Origin of the sequence: Pseudoalteromonas sp. SR44-2 (assembly GCF_014163745.1) — a bacterium.
Classification (GTDB): Bacteria; Pseudomonadota; Gammaproteobacteria; order Enterobacterales; family Alteromonadaceae; genus Pseudoalteromonas; species Pseudoalteromonas distincta.
The window spans coordinates 35,949-55,201 of the sequence record NZ_JACJDW010000006.1; the positions used below are offsets into that span (position 1 = coordinate 35,949).

Here is a 19,253-nt window from a genome sequence, read left to right on the forward strand (position 1 = left end):
CAGCGTTTAAGCCTCTGGGTTGGTTTCGTCTGTGATTGTTTCATCGGTAGGTGGTACAGCAATAATAGGACCTAAAAACCATTCATCTAGCTTTTTAGCTACTTCTGGTAAACCGGTGCCCTTTAATGATGAAAACGCATGAACTGTAATATCCCCATCAAGCGTGCTTAATTCACGGCGAACTTGCAGTACTTGTGATTTACGAGGGCCTTGCTTTAGTTTGTCGGCTTTAGTTAATAGTGCCAATACTGGTATTTCACTTCCAATTGCCCAGTTAATTAAATCACGGTCTAAATCTTTTAATGGATGACGAATATCCATTAAAATAACAATACCTTTTAAGCTTTGACGCTTTTGCAGATATTCACCTAACGACTTTTGCCATTTCTTTTTCATTTCGATTGGTACTTTAGCAAAGCCATAGCCCGGTAAATCGATAAGGCGCATATCGTCAACATCCGCTAAATCGAATGTGTTGATTAGCTGAGTACGCCCAGGTGTTTTACTTGTACGTGCTAGCTTCTGATCTGTTAATGCATTTAATGCACTCGACTTGCCTGCATTGGAGCGACCGGCAAACGCAACTTCAATTCCCGTATCAGCAGGTAATTTAGTAATGTCGGGAGCGCTTGTTACGAAAGACGCAGTATTATATTTGATACGAGATTTGAGCACAGGCTCTCCTAAAACTTAAATAAATAACATTGAGTAAACCAAATTCACTCAGGGCGCGTATTTTATACTATAAAGGATGTATTAAAAAGCGTATTTAACCACCTAAAAACAGCACCTATGGTACATTTAAAACATGTTAAAGCTTAATCTAAGTCAAAACCCTGTAAATTATAAGCTTAATATGTGTAGAAAACGTGCCAGAGAATTTATTATCGTGTAGAATATATGTATTACAACATCACGATTGTAGATGATACAGGGTCGGAAACAGAGAATTCACCATGAAAAAAATAGCACTATCTTTAACAATATTGCTTGGTGCGTTGTCAGCAAGCAACGCAACAGCATTTGATGGCGATGTAAACGCAGGTAAAGAAAAATCAGCAACGTGTGCGGCTTGTCACGGCCCAGACGGTAATGCGCCGGTTAATATTTACCCTAAAATTGCAGGTCAACATCCAGATTATATCCTTAAGCAACTTCAGGATTTAAAATTAGGTATGACGTCAGGCGGCAAAGAAGGGCGTATGGATCCAGTAATGAGCGCTATGGCTATGCCACTTAGCGAGCAAGACATGAAGGATCTAGCTGCTTATTTTTCTTCAATGAACATGACTGAAGGTGCTACACCTAAAGATGTTGTTGAAGTTGGCGAAATGCTCTTTAAAGCAGGCGATGCGGAGCGTGGAATTCCATCATGTGCAGCATGTCATGGTCCACGTGGTAATGGCTCGTCACTTGCTAAGTTTCCAAAAATTTCTTTTCAGCATCCTGGATATATCAAGTCTCAACTTGAAAAATTCCGTGATGGAACTCGTCATAATGACTTAAATGGCATGATGGGCGATATAGCGAAGAAATTAACAGATAAAGATATTGAAGTACTTTCTCAGTACTTAGGTGGTTTACACTAAAGTCGTATTTATTTAGCAATTAATAATAAATATACTACAATGTTTTACAAAAAGCAGCCTTGGCTGCTTTTTTTGTGCGTAAAATTAACGATATCACCCGTTTAAATGTAAGACATTGACCATGCGAGAGTGTGAGAAAAGTCTTCTTTTTATTTTTTATGCATCATTAACCTATTGTATTTTATTGTTTATTTGATTTTGAAATGTAATAAGTATAATAAAAGTTATATAAACCAGTTGTAACAAAATCATTAACGAGTAAATTAACCACTGTCGCAAAAGAACAATAACAAAATGGAAACAGCTATAAGGAAAGTGGCGCGGCATGACTACATAGCACAAGATTGGTGCTACTAAAGGAAATAATAAAAAAGTGTCAGGATGACCGAAAATAATAAAAAACTCATGGAAGTTTAATAATAAAAACAAAATGGAATGTAACAAGGAACGTAAAATAATAACAATACGGACTGATAATAATAAAAATAATAAAGACTAAAAAAAGTCGAAGGGAGAAGTGTCCAGATAATGGCGCTCAGATTAGCAGGCGGTAGAGATGTTTTCTCTACCGCCTTTTTATTTGTCCTGTTACAATACCCACCGTTTAAAATTAGCGATTAATTAGCTAAGGCGCTTTTAAATGAGAAACCCAACCTCTATAGCGCAAACTGAATTCTTCTGGCTAGGCCAGCACTGCGATGCCCATTAATTTGCGCTTCGCTCAAAACCTCTTAAGTGAGATGATCAAGATATGAGTAGAACTAAAAAGTCACGCAAAAGCCCAGCAAACGGACCTGTTCGTTTAAGCCAAGATAAGCTTAAAGAAATGCGCGCATTAAAAGAGCAGCGAGTTAAAAAAACCAAAGGCGCAAAGCCCGGTTCTCGTAATGCGCCAGATTTACTAGATAGCGAAAGCCAAAATAGTAATCACGCGCCTAAAGATAAGCGTGTAGGCAGTAAAAAGCCTGTGCCGTTAATCGCAACCGCGCCGGAGCCTAAAGTTGAAATGAAACGCAACTTAAAGCCAACTATTGAGCTGAAAAAAGTAATCGAGCCTGAATTTACACCTGAACAAGAGCTAGAAGCACTTGAGAATGATGAACGTTTACTTAAATTAGTAGAGCGTCATGAAAAAGGTGAAATGCTAACAGGTAAAGATGCTAAGTACTTTAATAGTCGCATTGCCCGTCATCAGGCGTTATGTGAAATTCTTGGTATTGAAGATGAGGACGAAGATGAGTTTGAAGATGACCTTGAAAGCCAAGGCAGTTCTGATTTCGATCAATACTTATCTGATGATTTAGCCAACGAATGGTTAGATGAAGACGACAAATAGTAAGGATAAATAATGAGTACCTCGGTAATTTTAGCCTTACTTTTAGGCGCTGCTATCATAGCTGGTTTGGCATTTTATGCGGGTCAGTTGCTGTATAAGTTAAATGCGCAAAAAAAGTTAATTGCTAAAACGCAGGCTGAACAAAAGCAAAAGCTTGTAAAGTCGCGTTTAAAGCGAAACGCAAAACTAGCCGATAGTATTCATTTAATCGCACGTGCAATGAATGAAGAGCAATGTGAGTTTTCTGAAGGCTGTTTACGCATTTGGGTACTTATGTCTCAGTATGCCTTTGAAAGCGAGCGTGATTTAACGACGCAGTATCCTGGTATTTATAAAATGTATCAGGTAGTTAAAGAAATGCCGACGCACGATGCACGTAAAAAATACTCTAAAAAAGAGATTTTTAAGCTAGATAAGGCTCGTTGGCAAGCTGAAGAAACATTTAAAGATGAAGTTAAAGCCGATTGCGCTAAAATTATCATCGAGTTTAAAGCCGCTCCAGGTAGCGATAAAGTCGTTTTTAATTAAAGCTACAACTTAAATACAAAAAGCAGACCTAGGTCTGCTTTTTTTATGCCGATGTATTTATTATCCAGAATTCAGGCTAAATCACCCTTGAAAAGCGCGTTGCGTTAATTTGTTTTTGTAAGTGAGCATCGAAGCACATACAAATAATACGAATGAATAAGTTCCCGCGTGGTGTTACGCTAATTTTATTATCAATTATAGTGACTAGTTCATCTTTTATAAGTGGCGCCAGCGCTACTAATGCATCCTCAAAGTAGTCATTAAATATAAGCGCGTGTTTTTCACTAAAGCCTTGTATATCTAATTCAAATTGGCAAATGAGCTGTTTAATTGCATCAGCACGAGTTACATCATCATGTGTTAAGTGCATTCCTTTATTAAGAGCACTGCCGTTTTGTGTTTCTACGCTGTGGTAATAATGTTTTAATTCTTTTTGATTTTGTAAAATGGCGGTGCCAATTTGTGAAATTGATGACACGCCTAAACCTAATAAATCACAATTTCCATGGGTTGTATAACCTTGAAAGTTACGATGTAATTTGCCTTCATTTTGCGCAACAGCTAGTTCATTATCAGTTTTTGCAAAATGGTCCATACCAATAAATTGATAGCCTGCTTGCGTCATCTGCTCCAGCGTATTTTTAAACATGGTGAGCTTATTATGAGCACTGGGTAAATCTGCATCTTTAATCTTACGCTGTGCAGCAAAGCGCTCTGGTAAATGCGCGTAGTTAAACACTGATACTCTGTCAGGGCTTAACTCAATAAGTTGCTCTATAGTTTGTTTAAAGCTTTGTGGTGTTTGCAGTGGTAGTCCGTAAATCATATCTGCATTAATAGATTGAAACCCCAACTGGCGAGCTTGTGTAATTAATTGCTTGACCGTATCTGCATTTTGCGGGCGATTAACAGCAAGCTGTACGTTATCGTTAAAGTCTTGAATCCCAAACGAGACGCGGTTAAAGCCAAGCATCCTTAAATCAACAAGCATATTATCGGCAAGTGAGCGTGGGTCTATTTCAATGCCGCGCTCTGTCGTGCGTGTAAAATTAAAGTGTTGTTCTAAAAGCTTAATTAAACGGGTCATTTGTTTTGCGGTTAAAAAAGTGGGAGTACCGCCACCTAAATGTAATTGCTCAACCGTGTAGCTTTTAAATAAAGGCGCTTGGGCAGTAATTTCTTTTGCTAAAAAGTCGAGATACGTATCTGCCTTAGATTGATGACGGGTAATTATTTTATTACAGCCACAGTAGTAGCAAAGCTGACTACAAAACGGGATGTGAATATATAAAGAAAGCGAGCGACTTGTTGACGATTCTATAGCGCTTAGTAGGTCTTGTTGCTGATATCCGTCACGCAGTGATAAAGCCGTGGGATAAGAGGTATAACGCGGACCAGACACATTATATTTGTTTATTAGGGTTTCATCCCATTGTGGAAGTTTAATCATCACGCGCACCTAAGTATTTATTTAGGAGGGATTATAAAAAAGTACTCAGTGAGGCGGTTTGATCTATAACAAAAAAGGCGCCGAAGCACCTTTTTTAATAAAATATCAATTAATGCGGTCTAATTAATACGTAACAGTATGGGCATCTTTGAGATATTGAAATAACTCTTTATAACCTTTACCCGGCTTTTCAGCTTTCGCTTCTTTTGCCGCATTACGAACTAATTGGCGCATTTGTTGGCGATCAAGAGATGGAAACTGCTCAATAGTCTCATTGATAAGGTCATCACCTTGCTCAATTAAATCTGAACGTAATTGCTCAATTTTTTTGACCAATACTTCAGCTTGGTTATTTTTATTAAGCATAACATCGATAATCGCTTTAATATCATCAATGTTTTCTACAGTACGCAGTGTTTTAGCGATGTAATTTAAGTGGCGGCGGTACGCGTCGCTTTTGTTACTTATTTTATCAGCAACAACCATCGCTTCTTTTAAATCGTCATTTAATGGCAGGCGTTCGCGCTGTTTTTTACCCATTTTGGCAATTTCAGTACCTAACTGATGAAACTCTTGCGCTTCGCGTTTAAGCTCCGTTCTTGATACATATTCAATTTCTTCTTCAATTTCAGCAGGCTTGCCTTTTTTCTTTGCCATGGGGTGCTCTTAAATAAAAATAACTTTTGCCATTATACATGAATATGATACTTAGGAATATTAGCTGATGTGATGCATTGAGTGTGTTAGCATTTAAATATAAGAAATGCGTGCATTATGCCTCTAAGGCTCAGGACTTAATTTATGAAAAGCCAACAAAACGATCCAATTTATTCTCAAATATCGCAAGTTAAAGATGCGGTAGCAGAAGTACTCGAACATGCTAAAAAATTAGGCGCTAAAGCTGCAGAAGCTGCGATGTCTAGCACGTCTGGTTTATCGGTTAGTACACGAATGGGTGAAGTAGAAACCATTGAGTTCAACCAAGACGGCGGCTTAGGCATTAGTGTATATGTTGGTAATAATAAAGGCTCGGCGTCAACTGCTGATTTAAATCCAAAAACATTGCGCACGGTAGTCGAAAAAGCGATTGATATAGCCAAATTTACATCTGATGACCCATTTAACGGCGTTGCTGATAAAGAGTTACTTGAATTTAATCCTAAAGATTTAGATTTATATCATCCTTGGGATGTAAGTCCTGAGGAAGGCATTGAGCTTTGTCATGCTGCTGAGCAAGCTGCATTAAATGCAGATGAGCGCATTGTTAACTCTGATGGTGCGAGTTTTTCATCGCATCAGGGATTACGTGTTTATGGTAACAGCCACGGTTTAATTGCAGGCTTTCCACGTACGCGCCATAGTATTAGTACTATGGTAATAGGTCAAGATGGCGAGCAGATGCAACGCGACTCTGCTTATACTGTTGCCCGCGACCAAGCGGGTTTAAATGACGCAGCGGCAGTTGGGCTTGAAGCAGCAGCTGAAACATTGGCTAAATTAAACAGCCAAAAGTTAGGCACAATGAAAGTGCCTGTTATTTTTAGAGCAGATATTGCAAATTCATTGTTTGGTCACTTGGTGTCGGCAATTGGTGGTGGCGCGCTTTATCGTAAATCAAGTTTTTTACTTGATAGCTTAGGCACTCAGGTATTTAGTCATTGTGTGAATATTGCTGAGCGCCCACATATTTTAAAAGGGTTGGCATCGTCACCGTTTGATAGCGAAGGTGTTAAAACATTCGATAGAGAAATAATTCAAGGCGGCGAGTTACAAACTTATTTATTAGCAAGTTATGCTGCGCGTAAAATGAACATGACCCCAACAGGGCATGCGGGCGGTATACATAACTGGCTCGTTGAGCAAACTCATAACGATTTAACTGCACTATTAAAAACCATGGGTACTGGCTTATTAGTTACAGAGCTAATGGGGCAGGGCGTAAATACCGTAACGGGTGACTACTCTCGTGGTGCTGCAGGTTTTTGGGTTGAAAATGGTGAAATTCAATATCCGGTAAGTGAAATTACTATTGCTGGTAATTTAAAAGACATGTTTAAAGGTATTTCCGCCATTGGTGGTGATATAGAACGCCGTGGTGGTATTCAAACAGGCTCAGTATTAATCGAGCAAATGCAAATAGCCGGCGCGTAGTATTAATACGCAGTGTATACTTAGACCCAGAGTATTATCTCTGGGTCTAAGTGAGTTTTTACGAGGTGTAAAATGGCTAAAGATAGATATGCACCAAAACCGCTAACCGATATTATGGCGGGGTTAAATAATCGTTTATCGGCTTATGCAGGCAAAAGCCAAGCACTTGATACACAGCAAACACTATTAAAAGATTTTTTAGGCCCTAAATTGGGTGATAAATGCAGAGTTAGTAATTACCGAGACGGCACGCTAATGATAGAGGCGGTATCTGCGCCTATTGCACTTAGGCTTAATTATTTAAAAATGGATATGCTTTCACACTTTAGAGCTGCTGGAATGGCAGAGCTCGGGCAAATAAAAATAACTGCAAATCCTCAAGCAACTCAGCGATTAAGTACCGCGAATAAATCGGGCAGCCCTACAGTTACCAACTCACGGAAAATGAGTGAGCAAACCGCTAATTACTTAAATGCGATAGCGGCTTCTGCCCCCCCTTCATTAAAAGAAAAACTAGAGCGTTTAGCGCTCCACGGAAAGAATAAAAGTTAGCCTTAGCCACCCACTATATTGTTATTGGTAGGGCTATTTTTGCAGCTCACCGCATTCAAAATACTTTGTTACATATTCCATTTTATTGTTGGTCTAATGAGGTTTATGATACTGCGTGGTGTGCTTTATTATTTAAAGCTCCCTTGATACCCATTCCATTAAGTAAAAGCGTACAGGCAGTGCTATTTTTACTCCTGCTATATTCAAGAATTTAATGGAGTTGGTATGTGATACCAACCTGCATAAATCTTTGATCAATTTAACGAATTAAATTGCACTATAACGTCGTTAAAAATTTTTTATTTAGAACAACTAGATACAAAAACTTTTGCCTAGTTCTAGCGTAATTTTCTTAACGTTAAATAGACCCCATACATAAGCAGATTGGTATGATTTAATTCTAACTAACAAACGGAATCATTATGAACAAAGTAACAATGGCCGCTGCGAGCATAGCGCTTGCACTTGGTCTAGTAGGTTGTGGTGAAAAACAACAAGAAGCTAAAGTAACCGATACTCCTGTAGTAACAGCACCCGCTGAAAAGCCACTAGAGCTTGGTATTGAACTAGCGAATATGGATAGTTCAGTGCGCGCACAAGACGATTTTTATTATCATGTAAATGGACAGTGGTTAGCAAAAACTGAAATACCAGGTGATAAGTCTAACTACGGTTCTTTTTCGCAGCTATATGATGAGTCACAAAAAGCGATGAAAATTGCCCTTGAAAACGCAGCCGCGAATAAGGCCGCTAAAAAAGGCAGTGATGAGTATAAAATTGGCGCATTTTATAAAAGCTACATGAATCAATCTGCGCGTAATGAGCTAGGTATTACGCCATTACAACCGTCATTAGATACGATTGATAGCGTTAAATCTAAAGCTGACTTAGTGGGTTTAATGGCTGAAATTCAAAAACAAGGCGGCACTTTACCGTTTGGTTGGTTTGTAAATAACGATGCTAAAAACTCGAGCGAGTATGCATTGTATTTATCTCAGTCGGGTCTTGGTTTACCAGATCGTGATTATTACTTAAATGATGACGAAAAATTCACTAAAATTCGTGCTTATTACGAGCAATACATCACAGATGTTTTAGCAAAATCAGGCGTTAAAAATGCAGCAGAAGCTGCCAAGAGCGTACTTGCATTTGAAAAAACACTAGCTGATGCTCAGTGGAGCCGTGTGCAAAGCCGTGATGCAACTAAATCTTATAACAAGATGACAGTAGCAGACGCAAGCAAGTTGATGGGGGAGCTTGATTTAGCTGCATTCTTTAAAGATGCAGGTGTGAGTGCAAGTGATATTATTGTACGTCAACCAAGCTACTTAGAAGCACTTGCTACTATTTACAAAGATACTGATTTAGCGACGTGGAAAAACTACTTAAAATTTCATTTTGTAAGTGGTTATGCAGAGCTACTTAGCGAAGATTTAGTTAACCTTAACTTTGACTTTTACAGCACAACACTTCGTGGCGTAGAGGAACAAGCACCTCTTTGGAAGCAAGCGGTTGATGCATCTAACAGTGTACTTGGTGAGATTTTAGGTAAGGTATACGTTAAAGATAACTTCCCCCCAGAAGCGAAAGCACGCATGGAAGAGTTAGTTGATAACGTAATTAAAGGTTATGGCGTTGCTATCGAAAATCTTGAGTGGATGAGCCCTGAAACAAAGCTTGCAGCGAAAGAAAAATTAGACAAATTTACGCCTAAGATTGGTTACCCAGACACGTGGAAAGATTACTCAGAGCTAGAGATTAACTCAGACGAGCTAGTAGGTAATTACATCCGTTATAGCGAATGGGCATACGCAGACATGATTGCTAAATTGGGTAAACCAGTTGATCGCTCTGAATGGCACATGACTCCGCAAACAGTAAATGCGTATTACAACCCAGTAAACAATGAAATTGTATTTCCAGCCGCTATATTACAACCACCATTCTTTAATTTAGAAGCGGATGATGCTGTAAACTACGGCGCAATTGGCGCGGTAATTGGGCATGAGCTGGGTCACGGTTTTGACGACCAAGGTGCTAAATACGACGGTGACGGTAACTTACGTAACTGGTGGAGTGAGACTGACCTTAAGCAATTTGAAGAGCGTACAGCGGCTTTAGTTGCACAGTATAACGAATATAAACCGTTTGAAGATGCAAGTGTTAATGGTGAGCTAACGCTTGGCGAAAACATTGGTGACTTAGGTGGTTTAACCGTTGCGCATAAAGCGTATATGCTATCTTTAGGTGATAAAAAAGCACCCGTGATAGATGGTTACACAGGCGATCAACGTTTCTTTATGGGTTGGTCACAAATCTGGCGTCGTAACTACCGCGATGAAGAGTTACGTAATCGTTTATTAACAGACCCTCATTCACCAAGCCACTACCGTGTAATCGGTATCTTGTCGAACATGCCTGAGTTTTACGAAGCGTTTGACGTAAAAGAAGGTGATAAAATGTATATCAAACCAGAAGATCGCGTAAAAATCTGGTAATTGCATTACTATAAATAACAAAAAACCAGTAAGTTTTTAGCTTACTGGTTTTTTTATATCTTGAATTTTTTCATCGACTAAGCACGCGTGTATCCATTCTTCGTTACTCAGTATGTTTTTATAAAGCGCGAGTTGGTTTTGTGCTCGCTCTAAATTATGCTCTGCATGAGATACTTTAAAGTACACATCGTTATTTAAGTAATCAGTTAAAAAACGCACACTCAACATAAGCGGCATTATTTTAGCGCCTAATAATAAGCTTTCTTGCTCTAGTATACTCATGCTGCTTTTTAATGGCGTTACATAGCCTTTAACAATGGCTGAAAATATATCTTTTCGAATAACAACGTTGTGTAAATTTGTTGAATCCTCGGCTTCGGGGGAGCAAAATGTACGTACCATGTCACCAAAGTCATAAAGCCAAAATCCTGCCATGCAGGTGTCTAAATCAATAACTGCTTTTGCATTGTGAGTTGTATTACAAAACAGCATATTATTTATTTTTGTATCGTTATGACACACTCTAAGCGGTATGTGTTTAGCTACCTGACTAAGCTCAGTAATTAAATGCTGCTGCGTTAAGCAATACTCTATTTCGTCAGCGCAGTGCTTTACTCTATTTACAGAGTTATTTGTGATTGCGGTATTTAATTGCTCAAAGCGCATCGCTAAGTTATGAAAATCAGGGATTACAGTGTGCAGCTGTTGCGCATCAAAATCTTGTAATGCATGAGCAAATACGCCAAAGGCGTAAGCCGCTTGCTCGCTCTGCTGGGTATTTTTAACAACGTCTTCGCTGTAGCTATCACTAATATAGTTAAGGACGCGATAATACGCATTATCAATTTCTATTAAGTGTTCGTCGTTTTGTGTAGCTATATGTTTGATTATTTCAAGCGGGTAATTATTTTGCAGTTGTTTAGCATTTAAATGCTGCTCAATTAGTTTTGCATTACTCACTAACTGAGCAGGGTTTTTAAATACCTCAGTATTTAGTTTTTGCACAATAAACTGTTTATCAATACTTGTAAGTAGCCATGTACTATTTATATGACCGCTACCAATCGCACTAACTTGAGTTAACTCAGGGGGCAGTGCTAACAGTTCGCTTAGCTTATTTTGTATTGAGATATTCATTGTGCTCACTTATGCCCTTTTTTTATGCGTATCGGGCAACTATTTTTTCGATAATTTCAGCATTCGCTTCAGGAAAATCATAATTTTCTAATTCACTAATTGCTACCCATTCGCTAGGTTGCCCTTCAGCGCCATGTGCCTCACCGCTAAAGTTACTTACTACGTGTACATCTAATTTAACGCATTTATCGCCGTAGTCATGTTCAATCACCATCAATTGACTAGAGCTGTGAATGGTTAGTCCAACTTCTTCAATAAGCTCGCGTTTAAGTGCAACAAACACACTTTCTCCAGCTTCGACTTTACCACCAGGAAATTCCCATAAACCGCCTTGATGTTGTTCATCTGCACGTTTACAAATGAATATAGCGTTATTTTTCTTAATAACACCAACAGCTACATTTACTATTTTTATTGTCATGTTTTACTCCATAAAAAAAAGCGACGCTAGCGCCGCTTTTTAATAAGCTACTGACAATATTGGGTTATTTTAATTTACCGCAACACTGTTTGAATTTTTGACCTGATTTACAAGGGCAAGGGTCATTACGACCTACTTTTGGTTCTGTACGAGCCATTACTGTCGCTGTTTCTGGCGCTTCGCCACCTACGTGCTCAGCTTCTTCATGTTGGTATTCGCGAGGAGCATTTTCACTTTTACGGTGTTGCTCTTCTACTTTTTCAACATCTTCTTCTGCGCGTACTTGTACTTTACTTAGAATGCTTACAACATCTACTTTCAAGTTTTCAAGCATTTCGGAGAACAGCTCAAACGATTCACGCTTGTACTCTTGCTTAGGATTCTTTTGCGCGTAACCACGTAAATGAATACCTTGGCGTAAATGATCCATTGCAGCAAGATGATCTTTCCAATGCTGATCAAGGCTCTGTAGCATAATCGCTTTTTCGAATTGACGTAAAACAGAATCGCCAACTTGCTCTTCTTTTTGCTTGTATGACTGCTCAACCGCCTGCTCAATACGCTCACGAAGTTTTTCTTCGTATAGTTTATTGTCATCTGCTAACCACTGAGTAATCGGTAACTCAATTAAGAAGTCTTGTTTTAAACGATCTTCAAGGCCAGGAATGTCCCACATTTCAGCAAGGCTTTGCGGTGCAATGTACTGATCAATTGTATTGCTAAGTACGTCACCACGAATTGCAGTAATAGTTTCTGAAATATCGCCTTCTTCAAGTAGTTCGTTACGCTGAGAGTAAACAACACGACGTTGATCGTTTGCTACATCATCGTACTCAAGTAGTTGCTTACGTACATCAAAGTTACGTGCTTCTACTTTACGCTGTGCATTTTCAATCGCACGGTTTACCCATGGATGTTCAATTGCTTCACCGCGTTGCATACCGAGTTTACGCATCATGTTAGTCATGCGCTCACCGGCAAATATACGCATTAACGCATCGTCCATCGATAAGTAAAAACGGCTTGAACCAGCATCACCTTGACGACCAGAGCGACCACGTAATTGGTTATCTATACGACGAGATTCGTGACGTTCAGTACCTATGATATGTAAACCGCCGGCATCAATTACTGCATCATGGCGAATTTTCCAAGCTGCTTTAATTTCAGCAATTTGCTCATCAGTTGGGTTTTCAAGTTTTTCAACTTCACTGTTCCAGTTACCACCAAGCACGATATCGGTACCACGACCGGCCATGTTTGTTGCAATTGTTACTGTCCCTGGTAGGCCGGCATCTGAAACGATGTCAGCTTCTTGCGCATGAAATTTAGCATTAAGTACGTTGTGCTTAATTTTTTCTTTGCGTAAAAACTGCGATAAATACTCAGAACTTTCAATTGAAATAGTACCAACAAGCACCGGTTGTCCACGGTCTTGGCAGTCTTTAATATCAATTAAAATAGCTTCGTATTTTTCTTCTTGCGTTAGGTAAACTAAATCGGCGCGATCATCACGAATCATCGGCTTATTAGTTGGCATAACAACAGTATCAAGGCCATAAATAGACTGAAATTCAAATGCTTCAGTATCGGCTGTACCTGTCATACCTGCTAACGTTTCGTATAAACGGAAGTAGTTTTGGAACGTAATAGAGGCAAGTGTTTGGTTCTCGTTTTGAATTTTTACACCTTCTTTTGCTTCAACAGCTTGGTGTAAACCTTCTGACCAACGACGACCTTCCATTGAACGACCAGTATGCTCATCGATAATAATTACTTCGTTTTCTTTTACAACGTAATCAACATCTTTTTGGTATAGCTTATGAGCACGAAGGGCGGCATAAACATGGCTTAGTAGCGTAATGCTTGCTGCTGAATAAAGCGAATCGCCTTCTTCAATTAAGCCGCGCTCAGTAAGTAGCTCTTCTACTTTAATTTGACCACGTTCTGTTAAATGAACTTGCTTAGATTTTTCATCGATAGTGTAATCGCCGTCACCTTCAATGCCTTCTTCGTCTTCTTTTTCTTGAAGCTCAAGTAAAGGAACGATGGTGTTTATTTCAGTGTATAGCTCAGAGCTATCCTCAGCTGGGCCTGAAATAATAAGCGGGGTACGTGCTTCATCAATTAAGATTGAATCCACTTCATCGACTACAGCATAAAATAATGGACGTTGAACTCGTTCATCAATGCTAAAAGCCATGTTGTCACGAAGGTAGTCAAAACCAAATTCGTTATTAGTACCGTATGTAATGTCGGCAGTATAAGCGAGCTTCTTTTGCTGCGGCATCATACCAGGTACGTTACAGCCTACGGTAAGGCCTAAAAATTCAAATAACGCACGGTTGGTTTCAGCATCACGTTTAGCAAGGTAGTCATTCACGGTAATTACGTGAACACCTTTGCCTGTTAAGCCGTTTAGATAAGCTGGTAGAGTAGCTGTAAGTGTTTTACCTTCACCGGTACGCATTTCTGCAATGCGACCTTGATGTAAAACCATACCACCTAATAACTGCACGTCGAAATGACGCATGCCATTTACACGCTTTGACGCTTCACGTACCACAGCAAAAGCCTCTGGTAGAATGTCGTCAAGGCTTTGTCCGTTATCGTAACGTTCTCTAAACTCAGCTGTTTTAGCTCTTAAATCTTCATCAGAAAGCGCTTCAAGTTGCGTTTCTAGCGCATTGATTAGCGCGACCGTCTTTCTTAAGTTTTTAATAGTGCGGTCATTGCGACTACCAAAAAGCTTGGTAAATAAATTAGATATCATGATAAAACCGTTACAATGTATTCTTTGTCAGCCGAGTATCGGCTAACCCATTTTTAACAATTGGTAATTAATATGTGCTTTTAAGTAACACTTAGAACATATTAATTAGCAATTTTGTATTAAACCGTTCAAAAAGCACTGTTTATTACGTGCGCTACTATACCAGACTCTGCCAAACAACAAACTATCTCAATAAAAAGATCGGTGTATAAAATCGAAAAATTTGATCTGGTTCGTAAAAATCACTTTGTATTACTCAATTACAGTAAAAATAGCAGCGAACTGTAAAGATATGGTGCTAAATAAATTAAAAACAAGGGTTATAGTTGCGCTTAAGTTTTACGCTTAAACACAACTATTAAATACATGTTTTATAATTTAAATTGATTAACCGTTTTGTTAAGCGCCGCAGCTAAATCACTTAAGTCACGAGCTTCGTCAGCGAGGGTGTGCGCATGGTCAGCGGTACTGTTCACTAAGTTATTAATTGCCGAAAGGCTCGTATTAATATCCTCAGCAACAACAGTTTGCTCCTCGGTAGATGTGGCTATTTGATGACTTTGGTCTTGTACTTTAGTAACCGACTGCGCAATATTGTGAAGTGAGCTAAGCACTTCTTTAGTTTGAAGCACTGAGCCCTCGGTTTGATCTTGTCCTTGTTGCATCATTACTGAGGCTTGTTGAGCTATTTGCTGCAAGCGCGAAATCATATTTCGAATATCGTCTGTTGATTCTTGTGTGCGACTTGCTAGTGAACGTACTTCATCAGCAACAACGGCAAAGCCTCTACCGTGTTCACCGGCACGAGCAGCCTCTATAGCCGCATTAAGTGCAAGTAAGTTGGTTTGATCAGCAATGGAATTAATTACATCGACTAATGCACCAATGTTATTACTTTCTTGCTCAAGACCTGCAACCACTTTAGATGCTTCGCCAATATGTAATGCCAGTTCAGTCATTACTGTTTGCGCCTGTGTAGAGCGGCTAGCTCCTTCAGCTGTAATTGCTTGTACTTCTTCAGCTGCGTTATTTGTGTGTTGTGCGTTACGTGATATTTCAAGCACAGTAGTCGCCATTTCAGTTACCGCTGCGCTCACGCTATCAACTTGCTGCTTTTCTTGCTGAATTTCAGAATTTGTTTTCTCAGAAACACTTCTTAACTGGGCCGCTGCATTACTTAGTTGTTCTGCTTGCGCTGCGGTATCAAGCATCATGTCGTGCAACTTATCAATAAAAGTGTTCATGTGGTTGGCCAGCTGTCCCACTTCATCTTGACTATTAATATCAATTTTTTGAGTAAGATCGCCTTCGCCCGATGCTATATCACGCATAATGTGCGTAAGCGTTGTAATGGGTTTTGAAATCATGTGGGTAGCCCATAAAATCATGGCTAATATAATGATTAAGATAATAATTACCGCCGTTGTTGTAGCGGTTACTGCAGCATTTACGGGCTCTTCAATCATAGTAGTTGGGATAAGTAGACCTACATACCAATCTATATAAGGCTGCTCTAGCTGCAAACGATGGTAAACCACATAAAACTGCTCACCTTTAAAAGTAACCATTTGGCTGCCTTCAAGGTTATTTCGCATTTGTGTATTTAACTCTTTAAAGCCTGCTGTATTTGTAAATTGTTGCTCAAGCGCATCGAGCCCTTCTTTACCGTTTGCACCTTCATCTGTAATTGAAAGTTTATGCCCAGTGGCCTTTGAAAAATGTACTACTTTTTGATTACCATCGAGTAAAAATCCATAACCTTGGCCGTTAAAGCGAATATTTTCGACCATGTCGTTAATTTTGTTTAATTGTAAATCAACACCGCCCATACCAATGAGTTTTCGCTGAGCGTTATAAACAGGTTGTTGTACTACTGCGGATGCTACGCCTGTGGTTAAATCAACAGAGATTGGACCTACGTAAAGCTTGTTAACTTGCATGGCTTCTTGCCACCACCCACGCTTGTAAGCGTAATAAGGCTGGCCGTTGTAGTGACTTGTACGCTCGTTTTCTTTAAAGTATTCACCGGTGGTTGCTGAGGCAAAAAAGGCCGATAAAATGTTTTCGTCATTTGAGCTTAAACGCACAAAGTCTTGGTTTACTTCGTTGTAGCCAGGTGCGCTTTCGAGTGCTTGATCGCGTGTATCCCAATTTTCAAAAAAGTTGATTAAATGTGGGTTATTAACAAAGGTTGATACCATTTTACCGTACATCGCGAAGTAACTTTGCATTGAAAGTTGCTCGGTCTGTAGATAACTTTGTGCTTCGTTTTCTATGTTTTCTCTAGAGAGGTTGGCAATGTGTTTAACAAAAAATGTTGAGGCGATAATCAGTAAAACGGTAATTGTTCCACCAATCAATAATAATATTTTCTTCCGTAACGATAAATTATTTAGCATGAGTGCGCATATTTTTATTATTTATGAAATTATATCTAATCATATCTTACTTAAAATCTCTATAAAGTTAGATAGAAAGAACTAATTATGCGTTTAAAATAAAGGCTTATACAAAAATGACAAATAAAAGTAATAAATTAGTAGTATTAGGTGCAGGCTGGTTAGGACATGCTTTATGCGTAAGTGCGCAAAAAGCTGACTGGCAAGTACAAGGAACGCATAGAACAGATATACACGAGTTTGACTTTGAGCGTCAGTTTACACTTGAAGATGGACAATTGAGGCATCAAGTTGATTTACAAGATGCTTATTGGGTATGTGCTATTCCACCACGTAGCAGGCACAGTGAAAGTAATTATCCTGAAACACTCACCGCAGCGCTTAAGCTTTCAAAGGAGCTAAACGCAAAGGGCTTTTTATTGTGCTCATCAACCGGGGTGTACGATCAAGAGCCTGGTGTATATAGCGAAAGTAGTGATATTTCATGCACAAACGAGCGCCAAATAAAGCTTTATGAAGCTGAAGAGCAAGTACTTGAGCAAGACGAGAAAGTGCTGCGTTTAGCTGGATTACTAGGGCCTAATAGAGAACCAGGGCGTTTTGTGGCAGGTAAAGAGCTCAATACATCAAGTGAGCAAGTGGTAAATATGGTGCATCAACAAGATGTCATTAATGCTATTTTTGCGGTGATAGAGCACTGGCAAGTAGGACAAAATATTTATAATGTGGTTAATCCTGCGCACCCCACAAAAGCTGAATACTACGCGATGAAGTGTCAGCAACATGGTGGTGAAATGCCAACGTTTACAGGAACTGATTCGGCTGAGCGAAAAATATTAGGCTCAGCCATTGAAGCCTTAGGGTTTAGCTATCAGCACGGTATTTAATATGCTGAAGGCAGGGGACTGCTCTCTATAAAGTCGCATAGCTTACCTTCACTTAGTAATGTATTAGCAGCTTCGATATCGGGAGCAAAGTAGCGGTCTTTATCATAATAACTTACATGCTCGCGTAACAATGCTTTAGCGCTTTGCACTTTATCTGATGGTTCAAGCGGCTTTCTAAATTCTAGCCCTTGAACCGATGCTAACCATTCTATTGCCAAAACACCTTGGGTATTATTGGCCATTTCATCTAAGCGCCTTGCTGCAAAGGTTGCCATAGAAACATGATCTTCTTGATTTGCAGATGTAGGCAAGCTATCAACCGAAGCCGGATGTGCTAATGATTTGTTTTCTGAGGCAAGCGCTGCAGCGGTAACCTGGGCAATCATAAATCCTGAATTTACCCCGCCGTTTTCAACTAAAAATGGCGGTAATTTGGATAGGTTTGAATCGATAAGTAATGCAATTCGCCTTTCTGCTAATGCGCCAATTTCTGCAATTGCGATTGCTAAGTTGTCAGCGGCCATTGCAACGGGCTCTGCATGAAAGTTTCCTCCCGATATTATGTCGCCTACATCGGCAAAAACTAGCGGATTATCGGTTACACCGTTCGACTCGCATAGTAACACTTCTGCAGCTTGGCGTATCTGAGTTAGGCAAGCACCTAGCACTTGAGGCTGGCAGCGAAGGCAGTATGGATCTTGTACTTTTTCACAATTGACGTGGGAGTTACTAATCTGAGAGTGCGTATCGAGTAGCTCTCTAAATACTTGAGCGGTGTCTATTTGTCCGCGCTGTCCGCGAATTTCATGAATACGTGCATCAAATGGCGCGCGACTGCCCATTGCAGCTTCTATGCTAATTGAGCCGATAACGCAGCTTTGTGCATATAAGTTCTCGCTTCTAAATAGGCCTTGTAGTGCAAACGCAGTCGACGCTTGTGTGCCATTTAATAATGCTAAGCCTTCTTTGGCTGCAAGTGTTAGGGGTTCAAGTCCCGCTATTTTTAACCCTTGTGCTGCGCTAATTATTTCTCCTTTATGTCGCATTTGACCTTCAGCTAATAAAGGTAGGCACATATGCGCAAGAGGGGCTAAATCTCCCGATGCCCCCACGGATCCTTTTTTAGGCACGCATGGATATACTTCGCTACTAAGCAGCTGCATAAAAAATTGGATTACTTGCAGGCGAATGCCCGAATAGCCACGTGAAAGCGAATTTACTTTTAAGGTGATCATTAACCTTACTGTACTGTCATCCATGTATTCGCCAATACCCGCAGCGTGTGAAAGCACAATGGAACGCTGTAATAATTCAAGTTCGTCGTCGGCAATTTTGGTATTGGCTAATAATCCAAAGCCGGTGTTAATTCCGTATACAGTGCGGTGTTCATTAATAACGTTTTGAACGGTTTGCGCGCTTGCTGCTATTTGCGACTCGGCATGCTTTGCAAGGCTTAACTTTACCGGTGAATTATTAATTTTTTTTAGTGTGTTTAAATCAAGTGATCCGGGTGTGAGAGTAAGTTCGAACAT

General features: G+C 39.6%; 15 protein-coding genes. 7 read left to right on the plus strand and 8 right to left on the minus strand.

Features of this window, described 5'->3' with window-relative positions; all coding sequences use genetic code 11:
• Positions 1 to 6: 6 nt before the first annotated feature.
• A complete protein-coding gene (yihA, locus tag H5115_RS05215; RefSeq protein WP_024596954.1) occupies positions 7 to 675 on the minus strand; it encodes a ribosome biogenesis GTP-binding protein YihA/YsxC in 669 nt (222 codons plus the stop codon).
• Between the two features lie 281 nt (positions 676 to 956).
• On the opposite strand from yihA, the gene H5115_RS05220 reads away from it, so the two are divergent.
• The 3 genes from H5115_RS05220 to H5115_RS05230 all read left to right on the plus strand — a co-directional run bounded on the left by H5115_RS05220 (position 957) and on the right by H5115_RS05230 (position 3,453).
• A complete protein-coding gene (locus H5115_RS05220; protein ID WP_024596955.1) occupies positions 957 to 1,589 on the plus strand; it encodes a cytochrome c in 633 nt (210 codons plus the stop codon).
• 751 nt (positions 1,590 to 2,340) lie between these two features.
• Positions 2,341 to 2,925: a Der GTPase-activating protein YihI gene (yihI, locus tag H5115_RS05225; RefSeq protein WP_182672757.1), complete on the plus strand. Its 585-nt coding sequence runs from the start codon at positions 2,341 to 2,343 to the stop codon at positions 2,923 to 2,925.
• Positions 2,926 to 2,937: 12 nt separating this feature from the next.
• A complete protein-coding gene (locus H5115_RS05230; RefSeq protein ID WP_182754006.1) occupies positions 2,938 to 3,453 on the plus strand; it encodes a DUF2489 domain-containing protein in 516 nt (171 codons plus the stop codon).
• Between the two features lie 76 nt (positions 3,454 to 3,529).
• Here H5115_RS05230 and hemN read toward each other — a convergent pair whose 3' ends face one another.
• Both hemN and yjgA read right to left on the minus strand, forming a co-directional pair.
• A complete protein-coding gene (hemN, locus tag H5115_RS05235; protein WP_182754008.1) occupies positions 3,530 to 4,903 on the minus strand; it encodes an oxygen-independent coproporphyrinogen III oxidase in 1,374 nt (457 codons plus the stop codon).
• A gap of 123 nt (positions 4,904 to 5,026) precedes the next feature.
• A complete protein-coding gene (gene yjgA / locus H5115_RS05240; protein WP_008137688.1) occupies positions 5,027 to 5,560 on the minus strand; it encodes a ribosome biogenesis factor YjgA in 534 nt (177 codons plus the stop codon).
• 144 nt (positions 5,561 to 5,704) lie between these two features.
• On the opposite strand from yjgA, the gene pmbA reads away from it, so the two are divergent.
• The 3 genes from pmbA (at position 5,705) to H5115_RS05255 (ending at position 10,104) form a co-directional block, all read left to right on the plus strand.
• Entirely contained in the window at positions 5,705 to 7,054 is a 1,350-nt protein-coding gene (gene pmbA / locus H5115_RS05245; RefSeq protein ID WP_182754009.1) for a metalloprotease PmbA, read from the plus strand.
• 72 nt (positions 7,055 to 7,126) lie between these two features.
• Positions 7,127 to 7,606, plus strand: a complete 480-nt coding sequence (locus H5115_RS05250) for a DUF721 domain-containing protein (protein ID WP_002959934.1) — start codon at positions 7,127 to 7,129, stop codon at positions 7,604 to 7,606.
• A gap of 422 nt (positions 7,607 to 8,028) precedes the next feature.
• Positions 8,029 to 10,104, plus strand: a complete 2,076-nt coding sequence (locus tag H5115_RS05255; RefSeq protein ID WP_182754011.1) for a M13 family metallopeptidase — start codon at positions 8,029 to 8,031, stop codon at positions 10,102 to 10,104.
• A 36-nt stretch (positions 10,105 to 10,140) separates the two neighbouring features.
• Here the strand turns inward: H5115_RS05255 and H5115_RS05260 are convergent, their stop codons facing one another.
• The 4 genes from H5115_RS05260 to H5115_RS05275 form a co-directional block, all read right to left on the minus strand.
• Positions 10,141 to 11,241 (minus strand): phosphotransferase enzyme family protein, encoded by a 1,101-nt coding sequence (locus H5115_RS05260; protein ID WP_182754013.1) that lies wholly within the window; start codon positions 11,239 to 11,241, stop codon positions 10,141 to 10,143.
• Positions 11,242 to 11,263: 22 nt separating this feature from the next.
• Positions 11,264 to 11,662, minus strand: a complete 399-nt coding sequence (gene mutT / locus H5115_RS05265) for an 8-oxo-dGTP diphosphatase MutT (RefSeq protein ID WP_154903911.1) — start codon at positions 11,660 to 11,662, stop codon at positions 11,264 to 11,266.
• Positions 11,663 to 11,726: 64 nt separating this feature from the next.
• Positions 11,727 to 14,435, minus strand: coding sequence for a preprotein translocase subunit SecA (secA, locus tag H5115_RS05270; protein ID WP_154903912.1), 2,709 nt, complete (start codon positions 14,433 to 14,435; stop codon positions 11,727 to 11,729).
• A 371-nt stretch (positions 14,436 to 14,806) separates the two neighbouring features.
• Positions 14,807 to 16,834 (minus strand): methyl-accepting chemotaxis protein, encoded by a 2,028-nt coding sequence (locus tag H5115_RS05275; protein ID WP_182754015.1) that lies wholly within the window; start codon positions 16,832 to 16,834, stop codon positions 14,807 to 14,809.
• Between the two features lie 116 nt (positions 16,835 to 16,950).
• Between H5115_RS05275 and H5115_RS05280 the strand changes: the two genes are divergently transcribed.
• Entirely contained in the window at positions 16,951 to 17,721 is a 771-nt protein-coding gene (locus H5115_RS05280) for an NADP-binding protein (RefSeq protein ID WP_182754017.1), read from the plus strand.
• On the opposite strand, the gene hutH is transcribed toward H5115_RS05280, so the two are convergent.
• Positions 17,718 to 19,253, minus strand: a complete 1,536-nt coding sequence (gene hutH / locus H5115_RS05285; RefSeq protein ID WP_182754019.1) for a histidine ammonia-lyase — start codon at positions 19,251 to 19,253, stop codon at positions 17,718 to 17,720. The genes H5115_RS05280 and hutH overlap by 4 nt on opposite strands.